General features: G+C 42.0%; 13 protein-coding genes and 1 pseudogene. 6 read left to right on the forward strand and 8 right to left on the reverse strand.

Annotated features, from left to right (window positions below; all coding sequences use genetic code 11):
• Positions 1-1,305 (forward strand): annotated as a pseudogene (locus AC1DVB_RS06735) (IS1182 family transposase); the annotation flags it as partial.
• A 153-nt stretch (positions 1,306-1,458) separates the two neighbouring features.
• Here AC1DVB_RS06735 and AC1DVB_RS06740 read toward each other — a convergent pair.
• Positions 1,459-1,965: a general stress protein gene (locus AC1DVB_RS06740; protein WP_048685038.1), complete on the reverse strand. Its 507-nt coding sequence runs from the start codon at positions 1,963-1,965 to the stop codon at positions 1,459-1,461.
• A gap of 163 nt (positions 1,966-2,128) precedes the next feature.
• Between AC1DVB_RS06740 and AC1DVB_RS06745 the strand changes: the two genes are divergently transcribed.
• The 5 genes from AC1DVB_RS06745 to AC1DVB_RS06765 all read left to right on the forward strand — a co-directional run bounded on the left by AC1DVB_RS06745 (position 2,129) and on the right by AC1DVB_RS06765 (position 8,582).
• Entirely contained in the window at positions 2,129-3,193 is a 1,065-nt protein-coding gene (locus AC1DVB_RS06745; RefSeq protein ID WP_477588686.1) for a M20 family metallopeptidase, read from the forward strand.
• A 643-nt stretch (positions 3,194-3,836) separates the two neighbouring features.
• Positions 3,837-4,394, forward strand: coding sequence for a 3D domain-containing protein (locus AC1DVB_RS06750; protein ID WP_076370833.1), 558 nt, complete (start codon positions 3,837-3,839; stop codon positions 4,392-4,394).
• Positions 4,395-4,550: 156 nt separating this feature from the next.
• The gene (locus AC1DVB_RS06755) at positions 4,551-5,462 is read left to right on the forward strand and encodes a ketopantoate reductase family protein (RefSeq protein ID WP_477588688.1); all 912 of its coding nucleotides are present in this window, start codon (positions 4,551-4,553) and stop codon (positions 5,460-5,462) included.
• Between the two features lie 221 nt (positions 5,463-5,683).
• Positions 5,684-6,952 carry a dicarboxylate/amino acid:cation symporter gene (locus AC1DVB_RS06760; RefSeq protein WP_057278594.1) on the forward strand — a complete coding sequence of 423 codons (1,269 nt, stop codon included), beginning with the start codon at positions 5,684-5,686 and terminating at the stop codon, positions 6,950-6,952.
• Between the two features lie 211 nt (positions 6,953-7,163).
• Positions 7,164-8,582 carry an NAD-dependent succinate-semialdehyde dehydrogenase gene (locus tag AC1DVB_RS06765; protein WP_048685027.1) on the forward strand — a complete coding sequence of 473 codons (1,419 nt, stop codon included), beginning with the start codon at positions 7,164-7,166 and terminating at the stop codon, positions 8,580-8,582.
• Positions 8,583-8,627: 45 nt separating this feature from the next.
• On the opposite strand, the gene AC1DVB_RS06770 is transcribed toward AC1DVB_RS06765, so the two are convergent.
• The 7 genes from AC1DVB_RS06770 to AC1DVB_RS06800 form a co-directional block, all read right to left on the reverse strand.
• Positions 8,628-9,734: an AI-2E family transporter gene (locus tag AC1DVB_RS06770; protein ID WP_057278593.1), complete on the reverse strand. Its 1,107-nt coding sequence runs from the start codon at positions 9,732-9,734 to the stop codon at positions 8,628-8,630.
• Between the two features lie 397 nt (positions 9,735-10,131).
• Positions 10,132-11,658, reverse strand: a complete 1,527-nt coding sequence (locus AC1DVB_RS06775; RefSeq protein WP_230134451.1) for an acetyl-CoA hydrolase/transferase family protein — start codon at positions 11,656-11,658, stop codon at positions 10,132-10,134.
• Positions 11,659-11,789: 131 nt separating this feature from the next.
• Positions 11,790-12,440, reverse strand: a complete 651-nt coding sequence (locus tag AC1DVB_RS06780; RefSeq protein WP_057278591.1) for a LytTR family DNA-binding domain-containing protein — start codon at positions 12,438-12,440, stop codon at positions 11,790-11,792.
• A gap of 569 nt (positions 12,441-13,009) precedes the next feature.
• Positions 13,010-13,372: a P-II family nitrogen regulator gene (locus AC1DVB_RS06785; protein ID WP_034305860.1), complete on the reverse strand. Its 363-nt coding sequence runs from the start codon at positions 13,370-13,372 to the stop codon at positions 13,010-13,012.
• A 14-nt stretch (positions 13,373-13,386) separates the two neighbouring features.
• Entirely contained in the window at positions 13,387-14,601 is a 1,215-nt protein-coding gene (locus tag AC1DVB_RS06790) for an ammonium transporter (RefSeq protein ID WP_063577454.1), read from the reverse strand.
• Positions 14,602-14,901: 300 nt separating this feature from the next.
• Positions 14,902-15,105, reverse strand: coding sequence for a YbdD/YjiX family protein (locus tag AC1DVB_RS06795; protein ID WP_057278587.1), 204 nt, complete (start codon positions 15,103-15,105; stop codon positions 14,902-14,904).
• A 13-nt stretch (positions 15,106-15,118) separates the two neighbouring features.
• Positions 15,119-17,173, reverse strand: a complete 2,055-nt coding sequence (locus AC1DVB_RS06800; RefSeq protein ID WP_063577456.1) for a carbon starvation CstA family protein — start codon at positions 17,171-17,173, stop codon at positions 15,119-15,121.
• Positions 17,174-17,469: the final 296 nt, after the last annotated feature.

The following is a 17,469-nucleotide window of genomic DNA, read 5'->3' on the forward strand; positions in this document are numbered from 1 at the left end:
ACACTTTAGATCAACTGGTGCCACCGAACCATTTGGTTCGTAAAATGGAGGCTKCCATTGACTTCACTTTCATTTATGACTTGATGAAAGATATGTATTTAGAGGTAGGACGCCCAAGTATTGATCCAGTTATTTTAGTTAAAATGACAATCATTCAATATACCTTTGGTATTCGTTCCATGCGTAAAACGATTGAAGAAGCGGAAACAAATATGGCTTTCCGTTGTTCTTAGGCTGTGGTTTTCATGATAAAGCACCTCCTACTCCACGTTCGGGAAAAATTATGAGCGACGCTTTAAAGATACAGACCTGTTTGAACAGATTTTCTATCGCATKTTAATGACAGCTGCTAATAAAAAGTTAATAAGTGCTGAACACGTTTTCGTGGATTCCACACATGTGAAAGCCAGTGCGAATAAACGGAAATTCGAAAAGAAAATCGTTCGTAAAGAAACACGAGCGTATCAAGGACGTCTTCAAGAAGAAGTCAATCAAGATCGTGAAAACCATGGAAAAAAGCCTTTTCCACCAGATAAATTTGAAGAGACCAAAGAGATTAAAGAAAGTAYAACGGATTCTGAGAGTGGCTACTATGTGAAAGATGAACGAACAAAACAGTTTGCCTATTCATTCCACGCGGCCGCAGACCGCAACGATTTTGTATTGGGAACGATTGTAACACCTGGAAATACACATGACAGTCAGATCTTAGAGCCACTAGTTGAACAAGTGATTGAGAAAGTTGGAAAACCGGAAGCCGTTGCCGCAGATGCAGCTTATAAAACACCAGCGATTACAAGCTACCTATTTAACAAAGAAATCATACCCGCTTTACCTTATACACGTCCTCGCACCAAAGAAGGATTTTTCCGCAAACAGAACTATGTATACGATGAACATTTTGATTGTTACCTTTGCCCTTCAGGCGAAACTTTAAAGTACTCAACAACAAATAAAGAGGGCTATCGCGAGTACAAATCGCCAAAACAAATTTGTACAACATGCTCATTTTTATCTCGTTGTACAGAAAGCAAGGACTGTCAAAAAGTGGCGACGCGGCATATCTGGCAAACACATGTGGAAGAAGCAGATCATCTGCGTCGTCATCAAGATGAAAAACCTATATATGCAAAACGTGAAGAAACGATTGAGCGTGTATTCGCAGATGCAAAAGAAAAGCATGGTATGCGTTGGACTCCTTTAAGGGGACTTAAAAAATTGTCGATGCAGGCGATGCTTACTTTCGCTGCCATTMATTTAAAGAAGATGGCCAATTGGGCATGGCGAGGTCCAAAAATGGCCTAACATAGTAGGCTCGTTGAGCCCCAATCTCTTAACTTTAGGCGAAAATTCAAAGGAATTTCAAAAAGGGGTCGGAATTTTTTAATTCCGAACCCCTTTTGTCTACAAACTGAAAGGACGGTCCCCTAAGGGATCCGTCCTTTTTAAAATTACGACTTATAGAGTTCTTCTGCCATTCGTCAGCGTTTCATCGGTTTCGGTTATTCCCGAGTAAGAAGAACTGGATTTTCTAGCATCAGAATCGACTAACACAAGCAATTTGCCGCTCTTTACATCTGCTTCATAACGATTCGCTTCGTCTTCAGGTATGCCCATTCCGATTAATGTACCGGCCAATCCTCCTGTTCCAGCGCCTACAGCCGCTCCGGCTAATGTTGCAGCAAGCGGTCCAGCAGCCAGTACCGGCCCGATTCCCGGAATCGCCAACGCACCCACACCTGCCAATAACCCGGCAGCACCGCCCAAAATGCCTCCAGTCGCCGCACCAGCTGCGAGCCCCTCTTCAACTTTTGTACCCGTTTCTTCATTCACTGCATTTAATTCTTCTTTATCTTTAGCTACCACTGAAATATCTTCACGATTATACCCTTGGGCCTGTAATGACTCAACAGCCTTTATGGCTTCTTCTCCAGTTTCATATACACCAATTATACGTTTATCCATATCTATCATCCTCCTTAAAGAATGTAAATTGTCGCTCCCCCTTTACATACCCCAGGGGATGAAAATGCTAAACGTTATTTAACAGGAAAATATTTTCGAGTTAACCCTTACTCAGAAAGGGTATATATAATAGTAGTATGCATATTTTTAGGAGGTTTTCTTTTTGCTCATCGAGTTACTTAAAGATTTAGTATCCATCGACAGTTCATCGAAAGAAGGAGCCAACCAAGCGGTAGATTACTGTGCGGACTGGCTTAAAGATCAAGGACTTACCGTGAATGTGATCGTAAATAACGGTTATAAAATGCTTATTAGCGAGATTGGCAGCGGAGATAAAACCCTAATTTGGAATGGCCATGTCGATGTTGTCAGCGGTACGCCGGATCAATTTTTCCCTGAGGTTCATGAAGGAAATTTATATGGACGCGGAACAGCCGATATGAAAGCTGGGGTTGCGGGGATGATGTGTGCATTTACCGAACTGAAAGATAAGGACTTAGGTTTAAAAATCCAGCTACAGATCGTATCGGATGAAGAGATTGGCGGGTTGAACTGTTCCGGATATTTAGCGAAACATGGTTATCGGGGGGACTTTGTAATTTGTGCTGAACCGACGCAATTGGGAATCGGACTCCAGGCAAAGGGTGCCCTTCGTCTCGATATTGAAGTATCCGGCAAATCTGCACACGGAAGCCGTCCATGGGAAGGCGTGAATGCAATTGAAAAGGCCTATCATCTCTATCAAAAAATAAAGGAACTTCCATTCACCCGGGATCATACTCCCCTTTACTCTTCCCCTTCACTTAACCTAGCAAAAATAAAAGGCGGGGATGTCTATAATAAGGTACCGGATGCTTGTTTGCTAAGTCTTGATATTCGTTATCTCCCTACGCAAACAATGGAAGATATCATTGCTCAGATCGAAAGTGTGACAGGAAAAAATGTTCACCTTAATATGTACAGTAAACCTGTAAAAACCGAAGAGTCAGACCCATTCATCACTTTGCTCCGACCGATTATCGAAAGAAACACCAAGCAAGACGCTGTCATTTTCGGACAACATGGCTCCGCAGATACCGTCTTTTTTGCGGCATATGATATCCCAGCGATTGAATTCGGACCAAAAGGCGAGAACTGGCATGGAGATAGGGAATGCGTCAATCTTGAATCAGTAGCAGTTTATCAAAAAATGCTGGTCGATTTCGCTTCTGAATTTGCTTTACATTAAGCCAAATCATGAAAAAAGCCGGCATCACATATAGACAAAAGGAAGTCTATCTACATTTTAAAAACAAAGTTGATTGAAACGAAAGGTGCGAGACTCCTGCGGGAAAGCGCGTCCAAGGGAGACCCCACAGCCGCAAAGGCGCCGAGGAGGCTCCCGGACCGCCCGCGGAAAGCGAGTGCCTGGAGTGGAAATCAATGTTCGAATTTTAACAAGCTCTCAACTTAGATAAACTCGATTTTCATCGATTTTGTCTACAGTTTGAGCCGGCATCACATAGATGTCGGCTTTTTTCATGTTCCGAATATCCTCTCCTACTAAAATAAACAGCATTCAATCGTCTAATATTACGTTGTTTTTTTACAAAATATACAGGACTTTAAAACCAGGGATTTTACATCCATATATTACCTAATTAAACAGGATACGCCATTACATCAACACTATTTAACAAAAATACGCTTATACTGACATAATAAAATAATATATTTACATTTAACAGATAAGTACTTTTGACCTAGTTTATATTACATTTATTTTTCAAGGGAAACCTTTTTGTAACACAATTACTATTCCACCGAAACATTATTGTCATAAAGACCTGTTATTCTAAGTCTACGATTTAAAACAAAGGAGACTATTCATTTTGAAAAAAATACTACTTCCACTATTCACTGCTTTCTTTTTGGTATTTAGTTTTTCCGGAGTTTCATCGGCTGCTACTACTACATACAAAGTTAAAAGCGGCGACACACTATGGGGTATCGCCAATAAACATAATATAACAGTCAATCAACTCAAAAGTTGGAACAACCTGAAAAAAGATAACATCCATCCAAAACAAGTTTTAAAGGTCAAGAAAACATCGACCTCTGCTAAACCTAAAGCAAAAACATCATCATCATCCAAGAAATATAAAACGATCACGGTGAAGGCAACAGCTTACACAGCGAACTGCAAAGGCTGCAGCGGGATTACAGCATCTGGTCTTAACTTAAAGAAAAACCCTAACGTAAAAGCCATCTCGGTCGACCCTAAGGTCATTCCACTAGGAACAAAAGTTCATGTAGAAGGATACGGGGATGCCATTGCGGCAGATAAAGGCGGCGCAATCAAAGGGAATAAAATTGACGTCTTCTACTCTTCTCACTCAAAAGCTATCAATTGGGGCAGAAAAACCGTTAAAGTAAAAATCTATAAATAATGATAAACACCAGCCTGAAACCTTTCAGGCTGGTCTTTTGTTTTTCCCATTCTTACAAACATCCAAACAACCAGTTGACCTTCAAACGGAAATATTTACTGAAATTTCAGTCAATGTTATGATTAGTACATCTTAATCAAAAGAGAGGTGTGCGCTTTGAATATTGTCATTATAGGGGCCGGGGCACTGGGCTCCTACTTTGGGGGCAGGTTGCAGYAGGCCGGACAGGAGGTTCAATACCTTGTCCGAAAAAACCGCGCCAAGCAATTGAAGGAAAACGGGATCAGCATAACCAGCCCACATGGAAACTACCAATTCAACGACCTTCATATCACAGAGAATGTAAATGACATCGAAAAGGTCGACCTCGTGATTCTCGCCGTAAAAGGCCAGCATCTGCAAGGTACCCTTACAGATTTAAAGGTGCTTGTTGAAAAGGGCGCAAAGGTTCTCCCGCTTTTGAATGGATTGGAGCATATATCCATTTTACAGGAGGCGCTGGGCGATGAAGCCGTCTTGGGAGGAAGTGCCTTCATCATCGCCACCCTTAATGAAAAAGGGCATGTCATTCACTCCAATGAAAATCACGATTTAATCTATGGCCCGCTTCATCCGTCACAAAAAAAGATATGTGATGAATTCGAACAGGCGGCGGGATCAGCTATCATGAAGGTAAGCAGAACGGAAAACATATTGATCAGGATGTGGATCAAATACATGTTCATCACCGCGTTTTCCGGTGTGACAACAGCATCGAACCTCCCTATCGGCACGATACGGAGATACCCGGAAACCAATGGATTGCTAGAAAAGGTCCTTGTTGAAATGAAGGAGCTTGCAAATGCTTATGACGTCGGAATTACTGTGGAGAATATTGCTCAAGCGTTGGAAAACATGGCAGGCTTACCTGATGAATCCACCTCTTCGATGCACCAGGACCGCCGGAAGGGCCTAACCCTCGAAGTGGAACATTTACAGGGCGGTGCACTGCGCCTAGCCGACAAGGTCGGTTTGAAACTTCCTGTGATCGGAACCCTATATGCACTAATAAAACCATTTGAAAATTGATTTTCGCCAATACCGGTGCTCCACCGGTATTTTTTTTTACGGCTTAGTAATCTCTTTATATCCTAATCTTCACTTTTAATTCCTCTTCAGTTATTCAAAATCCCCAAGACCAAAAAGAACAAAAAGAAAACAATATCACCAAAAGAATATTCTGATTCTTTCTTCTGTTACACTATTATCAAGTTAAGAAAGCGCTATCATATAACAAAGGAGAATGCCCCTTGAAAATATTAAAAAATTTAACAGTTCAGGTCATCATCGGTATCATTCTGGGTATAACAGTCGGTTTCTTCTTCCCTGCTTTCGGTGAACAACTAAAGATATTGGCTGATTTATTTATTAAAATGATTAAAATGGTCATCGCACCAATCATCTTCTTAACCGTCGTAATCGGAATCGGCGGTATGGGTGATATGAAAAAGGTTGGCCGCATCGGCGGAAAGGCCCTGCTTTATTTTGAAATCGTTACCACTTTCGCACTTGCCATCGGAATCATCGTGGTCAATCTGCTGGGACCTGGTAAAGGCTTTAACATCGATTCAGTCGAGGGTGGAGATGTATCACAATATACGACAGCCGCTTCCGAAACGGAACATGGCGCCGTTGCTTTCATTTCTAATATCATTCCTGATAATGCCGTTGCCGCACTGGCTGGCGGAGACTTACTACCTATTCTATTCTTTGCCGTATTATTCGGATTATCGATGGCAGCAATGGGACCGAGAGTGCAGCCAGTCGTTTCTTTCTTTCAGCATATTGCCGACATTTTCTTCGGCATCGTCGGTATGATCATGAAAGTTTCTCCATTGGCCGCATTTGGAGCAATGGCTTATACAATCGGTAAGTTTGGCCTTGGTTCTTTATCCTCGTTAGGACAATTAATGGGCAGTGTTTATATCACAATGGCACTTTTCATCGTTCTTATCCTTGGCTCAATTGCAAAAATGTATGGCTTTAATATTTTCAAGTTCATTGCCTATATAAAAGAAGAGATCCTCTTAGTTTTAGGAACCTCTTCATCGGAATCCGCCCTGCCAAGCGTGATGAAAAAACTCGAAAAATACGGTTGCTCAAAATCGGTAGTCGGTTTGGTTGTCCCAACCGGTTATTCTTTCAACCTTGATGGCACTTCCATCTACTTATCCATGGCTGCGATTTTCATCGCCCAAGCCTATGGTGTCGATTTAAGCATCTGGCAGGAATTGACCCTTCTAGGAATCTTGATGTTAACATCCAAAGGTGCTGCCGGTGTAACGGGATCCGGTTTCATCACACTTGCTGCAACATTAGCTGCCTTCCCAATGATTCCAGTTGAAGGAATGGCATTACTGCTTGGAGTCGACCGCTTCATGTCAGAAGCACGCGCCATCACGAATCTAATCGGTAACAGTGTCGCTACGGTGGTCATTTCTAAATCAGAAGGTGAATTCAATCCAAACCAAGCCATCTCAGATGATATGAATGAAGTGGCTGTTTCATCGGAAAAATAATCGAACCTTGAATGAAGAGGTGTGCAGCTTGCACCTCATTTTTTTTGTGTATTCCTCCCTTTCTAGCAATGAATAGCCAATTTTCTATAAATAGCCAATCAAATAAATTTCAGAATCACTGAAAAGTGTTTATACTTTTATGTAACAGGTAAAAGTATATAGTTAGAAGTTTAGTAGTTTGATGGATTTAACCAAATTAGGAGGTTTTATCATGAAGGATTACGGATTATTTATTAACGGTGAGTGGTCGGATTTTGGATTGGATAAAATTGAAGTGAGAAACCCGGCAACGGATGAAGTAGTTGCCACCGTTCCTAAAGGCGGTGCAACTGAAGCTGCGAAGGCTGCAGATGCCGCATATGAAGCCTTTACGGGCTGGGCTGCACTCTCAGTCTACGAACGTGCTGAACTAATTTGGAAATGGCATCGATTAATTGATGATCATAAAGAAGAACTGGCAAAAATCATGACTGAAGAGCAAGGAAAGCCCCTTAAAGAAGCTCTTGGTGAAATGACATATGCCAATGGCTTTTTATCTTGGTTTGCCGAAGAAGGAAAAAGGGTGTACGGCGAAACGATTCCTGCTTCCGTGTCCAATAAGCGGCTTTTCGTGACTAAACAGCCTGTCGGAGTTGTAGCTGTCATTACGCCTTGGAACTTTCCTGCAGCCATGATTACAAGAAAAGTGGCACCAGCGCTTGCCGTCGGCTGCACAGTCGTCATTAAACCGGCAAACCTGACTCCCATAACAGCTTTAAAAATGGCTGAATTAGCCGAAGAAGCTGGCATTCCAAAAGGGGTCATCAACGTCGTGACAGGAAAATCCTCAGAAATCGGCGAAACTTGGCTTCAAGATACAAGGGTTCGTAAATTGACGTTTACCGGTTCTACAGAAGTCGGCAAAACCCTGATGAGGGGCTCCGCAGACACGGTAAAGAAAATCTCGCTAGAACTCGGAGGTCACGCACCAGCAATCGTTCTTGAGGATGCCGACCTTAATAAAGCGGTTGATGGCATCATCAGTTCAAAATTCCGTAACGCAGGACAAACATGCGTCTGTTCAAATCGCATTTATGTCCACGAAGCCATTCAAGAGGCCTTCATCGAAAAGCTCGTTGCCAAGGTCAAGGAACTAAAGGTAGGAAATGGACTGGAAGATGGCGTCGATATCGGTCCGCTTATCGATCAAAATGCAGTGGATAAGGTTCAAAAACAAATTGATGAAGCAATCAGCAGCGGCGCTAAGCTCGAAGCTGGCGGTAAATCAATAAGCGGCCTTTTTCTTGAACCGACCGTATTGTCCAACATTGATGACAGCATGCTCTGCATGAAGGAAGAAACATTTGGTCCACTAGCTCCCATTGCCTCCTTTAAGACTGATGAAGAGGCAATCAAGAGGGCAAATGACTCCATCTTCGGTTTGGCAGCTTACGTCTTCACTGAAAACATCACAAAGGGCATCAAATTCACCGAGGCACTTGAATTCGGTATTGTTGGCTTGAACGATGGACTTCCTTCCGTTCCGCAAGCTCCATTCGGCGGATTCAAGCAAAGCGGACTCGGCCGTGAAGGCGGACACCAGGGCATCGAAGAATTCCTGGAAGTAAAATATATTTCCTTAGGTTTGTGACACTAAGAAAACGGGCCAGACTCAATTGAGTCTGACCCGTTTTTTTCATTCCAATATATCTTCTTCAAGCTTTTCCTCTTTTCGGATCCTGATGAATTTTACGATATTCAATACAATCGTTTTAACAACAGAGTAAGTCGGAACCGCCAAAATCATGCCGATGATACCGGCAATGTTTCCGGCGACAAGCAATAGGATGATGATGGTAAGCGGATGTGTGTTCAATTTCTTCCCGATGACTAACGGTGAAATGAAATTACCATCCAATTGCTGAATGACCGTTACAACCAGAATGACCAATAATGCCTCGGTCGGTGAATGGATCAACGCCACAATGACGGCAGGAGCGGCTCCGATAAACGGACCTACATATGGAATGATATTGGTTACAGCGCCAATCAGCGCGAATAAGAACGCATAAGGCAAACCAATGATTAGATATCCGATGAACGTTCCGATCCCGACAAACATGCAAACAAGCATCTGCCCTTGTATGTATGTAGTAAGCGTCCCGCCAGTTTCCTGAAGTACTGTTAAAGCTGGTTTTCTATAGCGAAGCGGTACGAACTTCATAATGGCGGCCGGAAGCTTATCCCCATCCTTCAACATATAAAACAGGATGAAAGGTACCGTTACGACAACTAAAGTGATATTCGTCACCACGCTGAAGACGGAAGTTAAACTGTTCGTTATATTACTAGGTAAGTTCGTCAAATATTTTTGCAGCGAATCCCCTACTTCTTGCAGAGGTACATAATCTTGTTCCACCGTCCATAAAAACCATTTTGACTCCGCTGAGTCTTCAATGAACTTCCTTGTTTGATTGAAATAATCCGGAAGGTTATTGAGTAAATCCGTAACCTGTTTGGAAAGTGACGGGCCAACCAGACCGACCAGTAAACTAATCAACCCAAGGAAAAATACGTAAAGCAATAAAATCGCCAATCCCCTTGGCACTCTTCTTTTAACGAGGAAATCAACAGTGGGATTGAACAGGAAGTAGAGAAAACCCGAAATCAAGATTGGAAAGAACAATGTAGATGTAAAAATGACTATTGGTTCAAAAAGAAAAGAAATCTTTGTACCAACATAAAAAAGTAAAGACAATAGTAATAACTCTAACGTCCAAAAATGCAGTTTTTGCTTGAACAAATTATCTCCTCCACTATAAGCAATTCTATTTAACTCCCTATTTCTAAGGAAACAACATCATAAATGCGAAAAATCCTATGTATGATAATCATTCATTGTTAGCAGTTTACCATATATCTATAACTTGGATGAATAATTATATATAAAAATAATAGAAAAAAGCCTAAAGATACAGTTCCCTAACTTTTTGATGGTTAAGCATCATTTTACACATTAAATCTGTTATTTGTCGCAGGAAAAAGAATCCCAATAGGAAACACCATACAAATTACTTAGGAGAAATAATCTATTTACCTTTCAATATTCCATTGATGTGACGAAAGATTCATTGGTTTTCACCTATATCGGACACGGACCCAATAAAAAACCCCGCTTTTTATCGGCGGGGTTTTGAGTCTTATTTTTGATCTTGAAGAACCGCTTCAAGCATCGTACCGTTTTTAGCTAGGTTCGTATGCCATGAAAATGCTTTTTCAAGAATGTGCGGAGTTTGATGCCCGCCCGTTTGCGCAACAGCTTCAGTGAAGTATGCACGTAGCTGTGGTCGGTAATCAGGATGAGCACAGTTTTCTATGATTAACTCTACGCGCTCTTTTGGTGCCAAGCCACGTAAATCAGCGATCCCTTGCTCTGTCACCAATACGTCCACATCATGTTCAGTATGATCCACATGAGAAACGAAAGGAACGATACTGGAAATTTTGCCGCCTTTTGCATATGATTTCGTTACGAAAATTCCTAGGCGTGAATTACGGGCAAAATCTCCTGATCCGCCAATTCCATTCATCATTCTTGTCCCAGAAACATGTGTCGAGTTTACGTTACCATAGATATCACACTCTAACGCTGTATTGATTGAAATCAAGCCCAAACGACGGATGATTTCAGGATGATTAGATATTTCTTGTGGACGAAGAACTAGCTTATCACGGTATTTTTCAAGCTCACCGTAAACTTGTTTCCCTTTTTCTTCAGCTAATGTAATCGAACACCCTGAAGCGAATTTAACCTTTCCAGCATCAATCAGATCAAATACCGCATCTTGCAGCACTTCTGAATAAACTTCCAAATCTTTGAATTCAGAATCAAGGAAGCCAGCGAATACTGCATTTGCCACTGAACCTACTCCCGACTGAAGCGGAGCAAGGCTTTCAGTTAAACGGCCAGCCTTTATTTCTCCACGAAGGAAGTTAATGAGGTGGTTGGCGATTGTTGCAGTTTCTTCATCCGGCGGCACGATTGTGGAAGGTGCATCAAGATCTGTAGAAACGACGATTCCCATTACTTTTTCAGGATCAACCGCAATGCCGATCGCTCCAAGGCGATCACTTGCTTTAGTCATAGGAATCGGTTCGCGTTCCCCTTGTTTAGCCGGTGTATATATATCATGCATCCCTTCCAATCCTTCTGGATGGGATACGTTCAATTCAATGATCACATGTTTAGCTTCTTGAACGAATATGGCTGAGTTGCCTACAGAAGTTGTCGGGATGATCAATCCATCTTCCGTAATCGCCAATGCTTCGATGATTGCAAAATCGATTGGTCCGACAATGCCTTGACGAACTTGTTCAGCCGTATGAGACAAATGCTGATCCACATAAGTTACTTCATCAGCATTGATTTTATTGCGAATGCCTTTATCCGCTTGGAACGGCAAACGTTTATTTATGATACCTGCTTCCGCCATATGTTGGTCGACTTCCGGTCCTAATGAGGCACCAGTATAAACGTCAACTTTGAATTTTTCAGTTTTAGCTCTTTCAACTAGAGCCATCGGAATAACTTTAGCATCACCAGCACGGGTAAATCCACTCATACCGAGTTTCATCCCATTTTTAATCCATGATGCTGCTTCTTCCGCTGTAACTACTTTCCCCTTAAATTGTTCGTTGCGAATTTTTTTGAAAACGCTTTCGTTCATACAAAAGACCCCCATTTTTCGCTTTTCTTACACTTAATTTTACCAATCCTGTGTAATCGTCACATTCATTTTCGAATGAAAAGCCTTAAATTGGGCATAAACCAGCATTTCTTTCACACAAAGGAGAATCACTAAAACCCCAAAGCCCTCCTGAATTGACTTGCATATGTTTGACTGACCTGGATTTTGGAGTTGTCTTTCATTATCAATAAAAATGTAGAATGGAAATCAGGGAGGATCTCTTGTATATAGTTGATATTGACGATGTACGAACGGTGCACACGAATGAATAAATCACTAGGTAAAATGAATTCCAATTCACTTAAATTCATTTTATGAAATCCACTCACACGTTCGGACTGAATTTTAGTTTTCCTATTTTGAGCTTCCAAATACATAATTTCATCGTATGGAAGCGGTATCCAGCGATCATCTGTTTTAATGGTCAGGAATGATGTCGGTAAAATCAATGGCTTTGACGGCAAGATGGCCGTTACCGCCCCTAAAGGGTTGCCCTCGTCCATGATAGGAACACTCAGCCCATAGTAAGGTACGCCAAATACATTACTTTCAACTTGCACCCCTATTTTTTTACGGATGCTCAGCGCTTTATATGTCGCCGTATTTTCACTGATTAAATCACCTGGTTTTATTCTTAAGTCCACTTGTTTGCTCGGTTGATAATAAATGTATTTTTCGGAATCAGCCACAGAAATTGAAGCATCCTTCGGTACAAACTCCCTGATGATATTTAAAACGGATTCGACCGTAAATTGATCCATTTCCCTTCACCTCTTAAAGAACATATTAATAATTCCCCTATTTTTAAGCAGGGCATTCATGAAGTAATTCATAGTTTTTTGGTAAACTTACATTTTTTTGAATTCACTTTTCGGAAAATTAAAGAAAAATTGAAGTAACTAAGCGAAAAGCGTCGAAAAAAGCAAAAAAATCGTATTTAAATTTATGTCCTTATTCATTATAGTTGGAATGCTCCCCGATTTCCATGGGGGATTCAAGAAAAAAGTTTCCTTAATTATACAAACATTTAAATATCACAATCCAGCTGGACATCAAACAAAAAAAGCCGCTCTCCCCTAGGATAACGGCTGAAAGGTCATTTTTTTGAAGGGGGATTTTGAAACCGGGATTTTAATCGGAGTGATAACATCTCTTCTAAATTTTTCAGTGGCAATTCCAATAAAAAGGGTCGGTCATCAGGTTGATATACATCCTCTGAAATGAGCGTATTAACGATCTTCTGTTTTTTTGCATTAACAATTCGGACCAGTCTCCCCATTTTCAGCTCCCTTTCTTTAATCTTCTGTATCCGGCGGAATTGATCACAGCATCAGATGTCATTCTTTAACGCATCATGACCTTCTTTACCGGTACGGATATTCACAACATTCGCCAATTCATATATGAAGATTTTACCGTCTCCCGGTTTACCGGTACTCAAGAATTTCCTTGCTACATCCACAACATCCTGAACTGGCACTTCACACACGACGATTTCGATTTTCATTCGATCATGCAATGACATTTCACGATTTCTGCCTCTATATGTTTCCACATAACTTTTCTGAAGACCCGTTCCTTTTACTTCCGATACCGTCATTCCGCTTACCCCTATTTTCGCAAGTTCCGCTTTGAATTGTTCAAATTGGATAGGACGTGTAATGATTTCTATTTTCGTTAAAATCCCGGACATACGTTCCCCTCCTTTTAGATTGATTCGTGATAAGCTTTTTCTCCATGAAGTGTAAGATCAAGCCCCATTGACTCATCTTCTTCACTGACACGCAGCGGTACGAAAAGGTTAATGGCTTTAGCAACGATATAAGTGACCACGGCAACGAAGATATAGGTCGCAATGATCGCTACAAGCTGCTTCCACAACAAGTTGAAATCTCCATAGAATAAACCATTTGCACCGCTTTCGTTTACGGAAGTTGTCGCGAACAAACCTGTAGCTATGCCACCCCAAGTCCCGCCGATCCCATGTAATCCGAAAGCATCAAGCGCATCGTCGTAACCCAGTTTATTTTTCAGGAAGAATACGCCCCAGAAACAAACGGCACCGCCGATGACACCGATGATGATTGATGATGCGGGCGTTACGAATCCGCAAGCGGGTGTAATGGCCACCAAACCAGAAATGGCTCCGGATACTGCACCTAGCAATGTTGCCTTTTTATTAGCCATATACTCGACGATCAGCCATCCAATGATACCAGCAGCTGCTGCAACAGCTGTATTAACGAATACATTCATCGCCACTCCATTGATTGTCAGTGCGCTTCCGACGTTGAAGCCGTACCAACCGAACCAAATTAATGATCCTCCAAGAAATGTTAAAGGAAGATTATGCGGCGCACTGTCCCCCGACTCTTTCCTTTTACCTAACATGATTGCCAATACCAAACCTGCAACCCCTGAAGATATATGAACAACGTTGCCACCTGCAAAGTCAAGTGTACCCAGTTCCGCTAACCAGCCTCCACCCCATACCCAGTGTGCAACGGGAGCATATACGAATAAAGACCATAGGATCGTAAAAATCAAGAATGCTGAAAATCTCATCCGCTCGGCAATGCCACCAGCAATGATCGAGACCGTTAAAACGGCAAAAGTCATTTGGAATAACATGAACAAACTATGGGGAATTGTTTCGCTGTAAGGTCCAGGTGCAAAACCCACATCCTTTAAACCAACCCAGTCCAGACCACCCAGAAGTGAATTACCAGGTGAAAATGATAATGAATACCCAATCAGCACCCAAAGAATAGAAATGACAGCCAGAGGCATATAACTATGCATTGCCGTATTCAAGACATTTTTACTTTTTACCATCCCTCCATAAAATAGGGCAATCCCTGGTGTCATTAGCCAAACCATCATCGTCGCCAAAAACATGAATACCGAATCTGCCATTTGCATACTGTTTTTTCCCCCTTATTTTTATATATGTTATGTTTATTAACACTATTATGTTATATTTTTTATCATATACTTAATTTTCTAATAATTCAACTTAATTTTTGTATTTTTCAGAAAGAATGTTAGATTAAATAACATCAATAAGAATGAAGGACCAGCAAATTTGATTTTTTTTGGTTTAATAGTTACTTTTCCATCTTCACGACTCCATGGCTGTTACATTTCACCCTCTACTTATCCCCCCCTCGAAAACCATTAAAAAAAGGACCCACCTATTGAGGACCCTTCAATAAATATTCATTAACAGCAACGAGACACTTTCCCACCCTTTGCGTTATACCGTTCATCCTGGGCTTCGCAGAAAAATTCTTTCCTGGTTTTCACGGGATCTTCAGGATGATGCTTTCTCATATGTGCCACATACGTATCATAACTTGGCACGCCGACGAGCAAACTGACGAATTGCTTTCTGTAGCTGAGAATTGTAATTATTCTTTTCAACATCGCTTTCCCTCCCTTATGACGACCTTGATACATAAGGCGTTTCATGTAAATCTATTTTCTGGTTCTTCAAGACTTTTATCCATAACCTAATGGCAGAAATCAGGACCGTGATCACCACGATCATGAAGATGGCACATAGGGCAGCATCCACATAATCATTGACGATAACCCGCTTCATCTCGGCCAGATTGGCTGCCGGAGCAAGAACTTCCCCACTATCATAAGCCGCTTTAAATTTATCCTTATGTGCTAAAAAGCCAATTGCCGGGTTTTCGTGGAACAGCTTTTGCCACCCTGCCGTCATGGTCACTATCAACAAGAATGTAGTGGGCACAAGAGTGACCCATGTGTACGCTTTTTTGCCCATTTTGAAAAGGACCGTCGTCCCAAGCAGCAACGCAATGGCGGAAAGCATCTGATTCGCGATTCCAAACAATGGCCAAAGGGTATTGATTCCGCCAAGAGGATCAATGACCCCTTGATAAAGGAAGTAGCCCCAACCGATTACACAAATGGCAGTCGCAATTATATTGGGCAGCCATCTATTCGTTTCGGCAAATGGTTTGTAAAAGGTGCCGATGATATCCTGTATCATAAAACGTCCCACCCTAGTTCCTGCATCAATGGTGGTCAATATGAACAATGCCTCGAACAGTATCGCGAAATGATACCAGAACGCCATCAGGGACGCCCCCCCAATCACTTGCGAGAAGATATGGGCCATGCCGATTGCAAATGTTGGAGCTCCTCCAGTACGGGATATAATGGTCTCTTCCCCAACATCGTCTGCAAGGCCGGTAATCATCTCAGGTGTCACAAGGAAACCCCAATCTGATATCGTAGCAGCTACTTGCGCTGGTTCCGTTCCCACAACGGCTCCCGGGCTGTTAATGGCAAAATAGATACCTGGCGTCAATACACAGGCGGCAATCATCGCCATGATGGCTACAAAGGATTCAGTCAACATCGCCCCGTATCCGATTGGACGTGCATGCGATTCGCGCTCAATCATTTTAGGGGTCGTACCTGAGGAAACGAGTGCATGGAATCCCGATACCGCTCCACAAGCGATCGTAATGAATAGGAACGGGAATAAATTTCCGGAAAATACAGGTCCCGTTCCATCGATGAATTGAGTGACGGCAGGCATTTCAAGGCTCGGCATGACAATAAAGATGCCTAGTGCAAGTCCGATGATCGTACCGATTTTCAAGAATGTACTTAAATAATCACGCGGTGCCAATAACATCCATACTGGCAAAACGGAAGCAACGAAACCATAGACAATCAACATGATGGCAATCGTTTCCCCGTCGAAAGTGAACATCGGCGCTAATGTTGCGCTCTCGGCTACAAAGCGGCCGAAATATAACGCGAGCATCAAAAGTATGATTCCGATAATCGACCCTTCACCAACCCGTCCCGGCCTTATATAACGCATGTAAATGCCCATAAGGACTGCAATCGGTATGGTCGAGGCAATCGTGAACATTCCCCACGGACTGCCCACCAGCGCTTTTACGACAACCAGGGCAAGTACCGCCAGTAAAATAATCATGATACCGAGGATACCGACCATCGCTATCAAGCCTGTAATCGGTCCAATCTCCTCTTTGATCATTTCTCCCAAAGATTTGCCGTTACGGCGCATCGAACCGAAAAGAATGATGAAATCCTGTACGGCACCAGCCAAAACAACTCCGACTACAAGCCATAGCGTCCCTGGCAAATATCCCATCTGAGCTGCAAGGATGGGGCCTACGAGAGGTCCAGCTCCGGCAATTGCTGCAAAGTGGTGGCCAAACAACACCCATTTGTTTGTAGGTACATAATCTTTCCCATCATTATTCGCTTCCGATGGAGTCTGGCGATTGTCATCTAGCTCAAACACTTTCCGTGCAATGAATTTACTATAAAAGCGGTATGCAATTGAATAAACACAGAGTGCCGCAGTAACAATCCACATGGCATTGATGCTTTCCCCCCGGTTTAGCGCGACGAAACCAAAACTCACCGCACCCAATGCAGATATGATCCCCCAAAGAATAACAGACTTAAGCGCTTTCATTTTTTCCATCTCCCCTCTATCGATCTAGTGTACAACTATAAAAAACCTTCATTTATTAGGGGCCAGGGCTATATTTCTCCCCGTACCCATTAAATTTAAAGAATTTTATATATATTCTGAATTATATGTTACCGTAAGGTTTTTTAGCAATAGCAATTTAGTCAATTTGTAAAGTATTTTCCATTATTTTGTCGATAATTCCCTCTTTTCCCACTTTGGTGGAATCGATAATTTCAATGCTTATAAAAATCGTATTGTGTGAACGCATTTTTATAGGATTCATCATTTAAATGAAC

Source organism: Peribacillus sp. P4_D6, assembly GCF_056401795.1.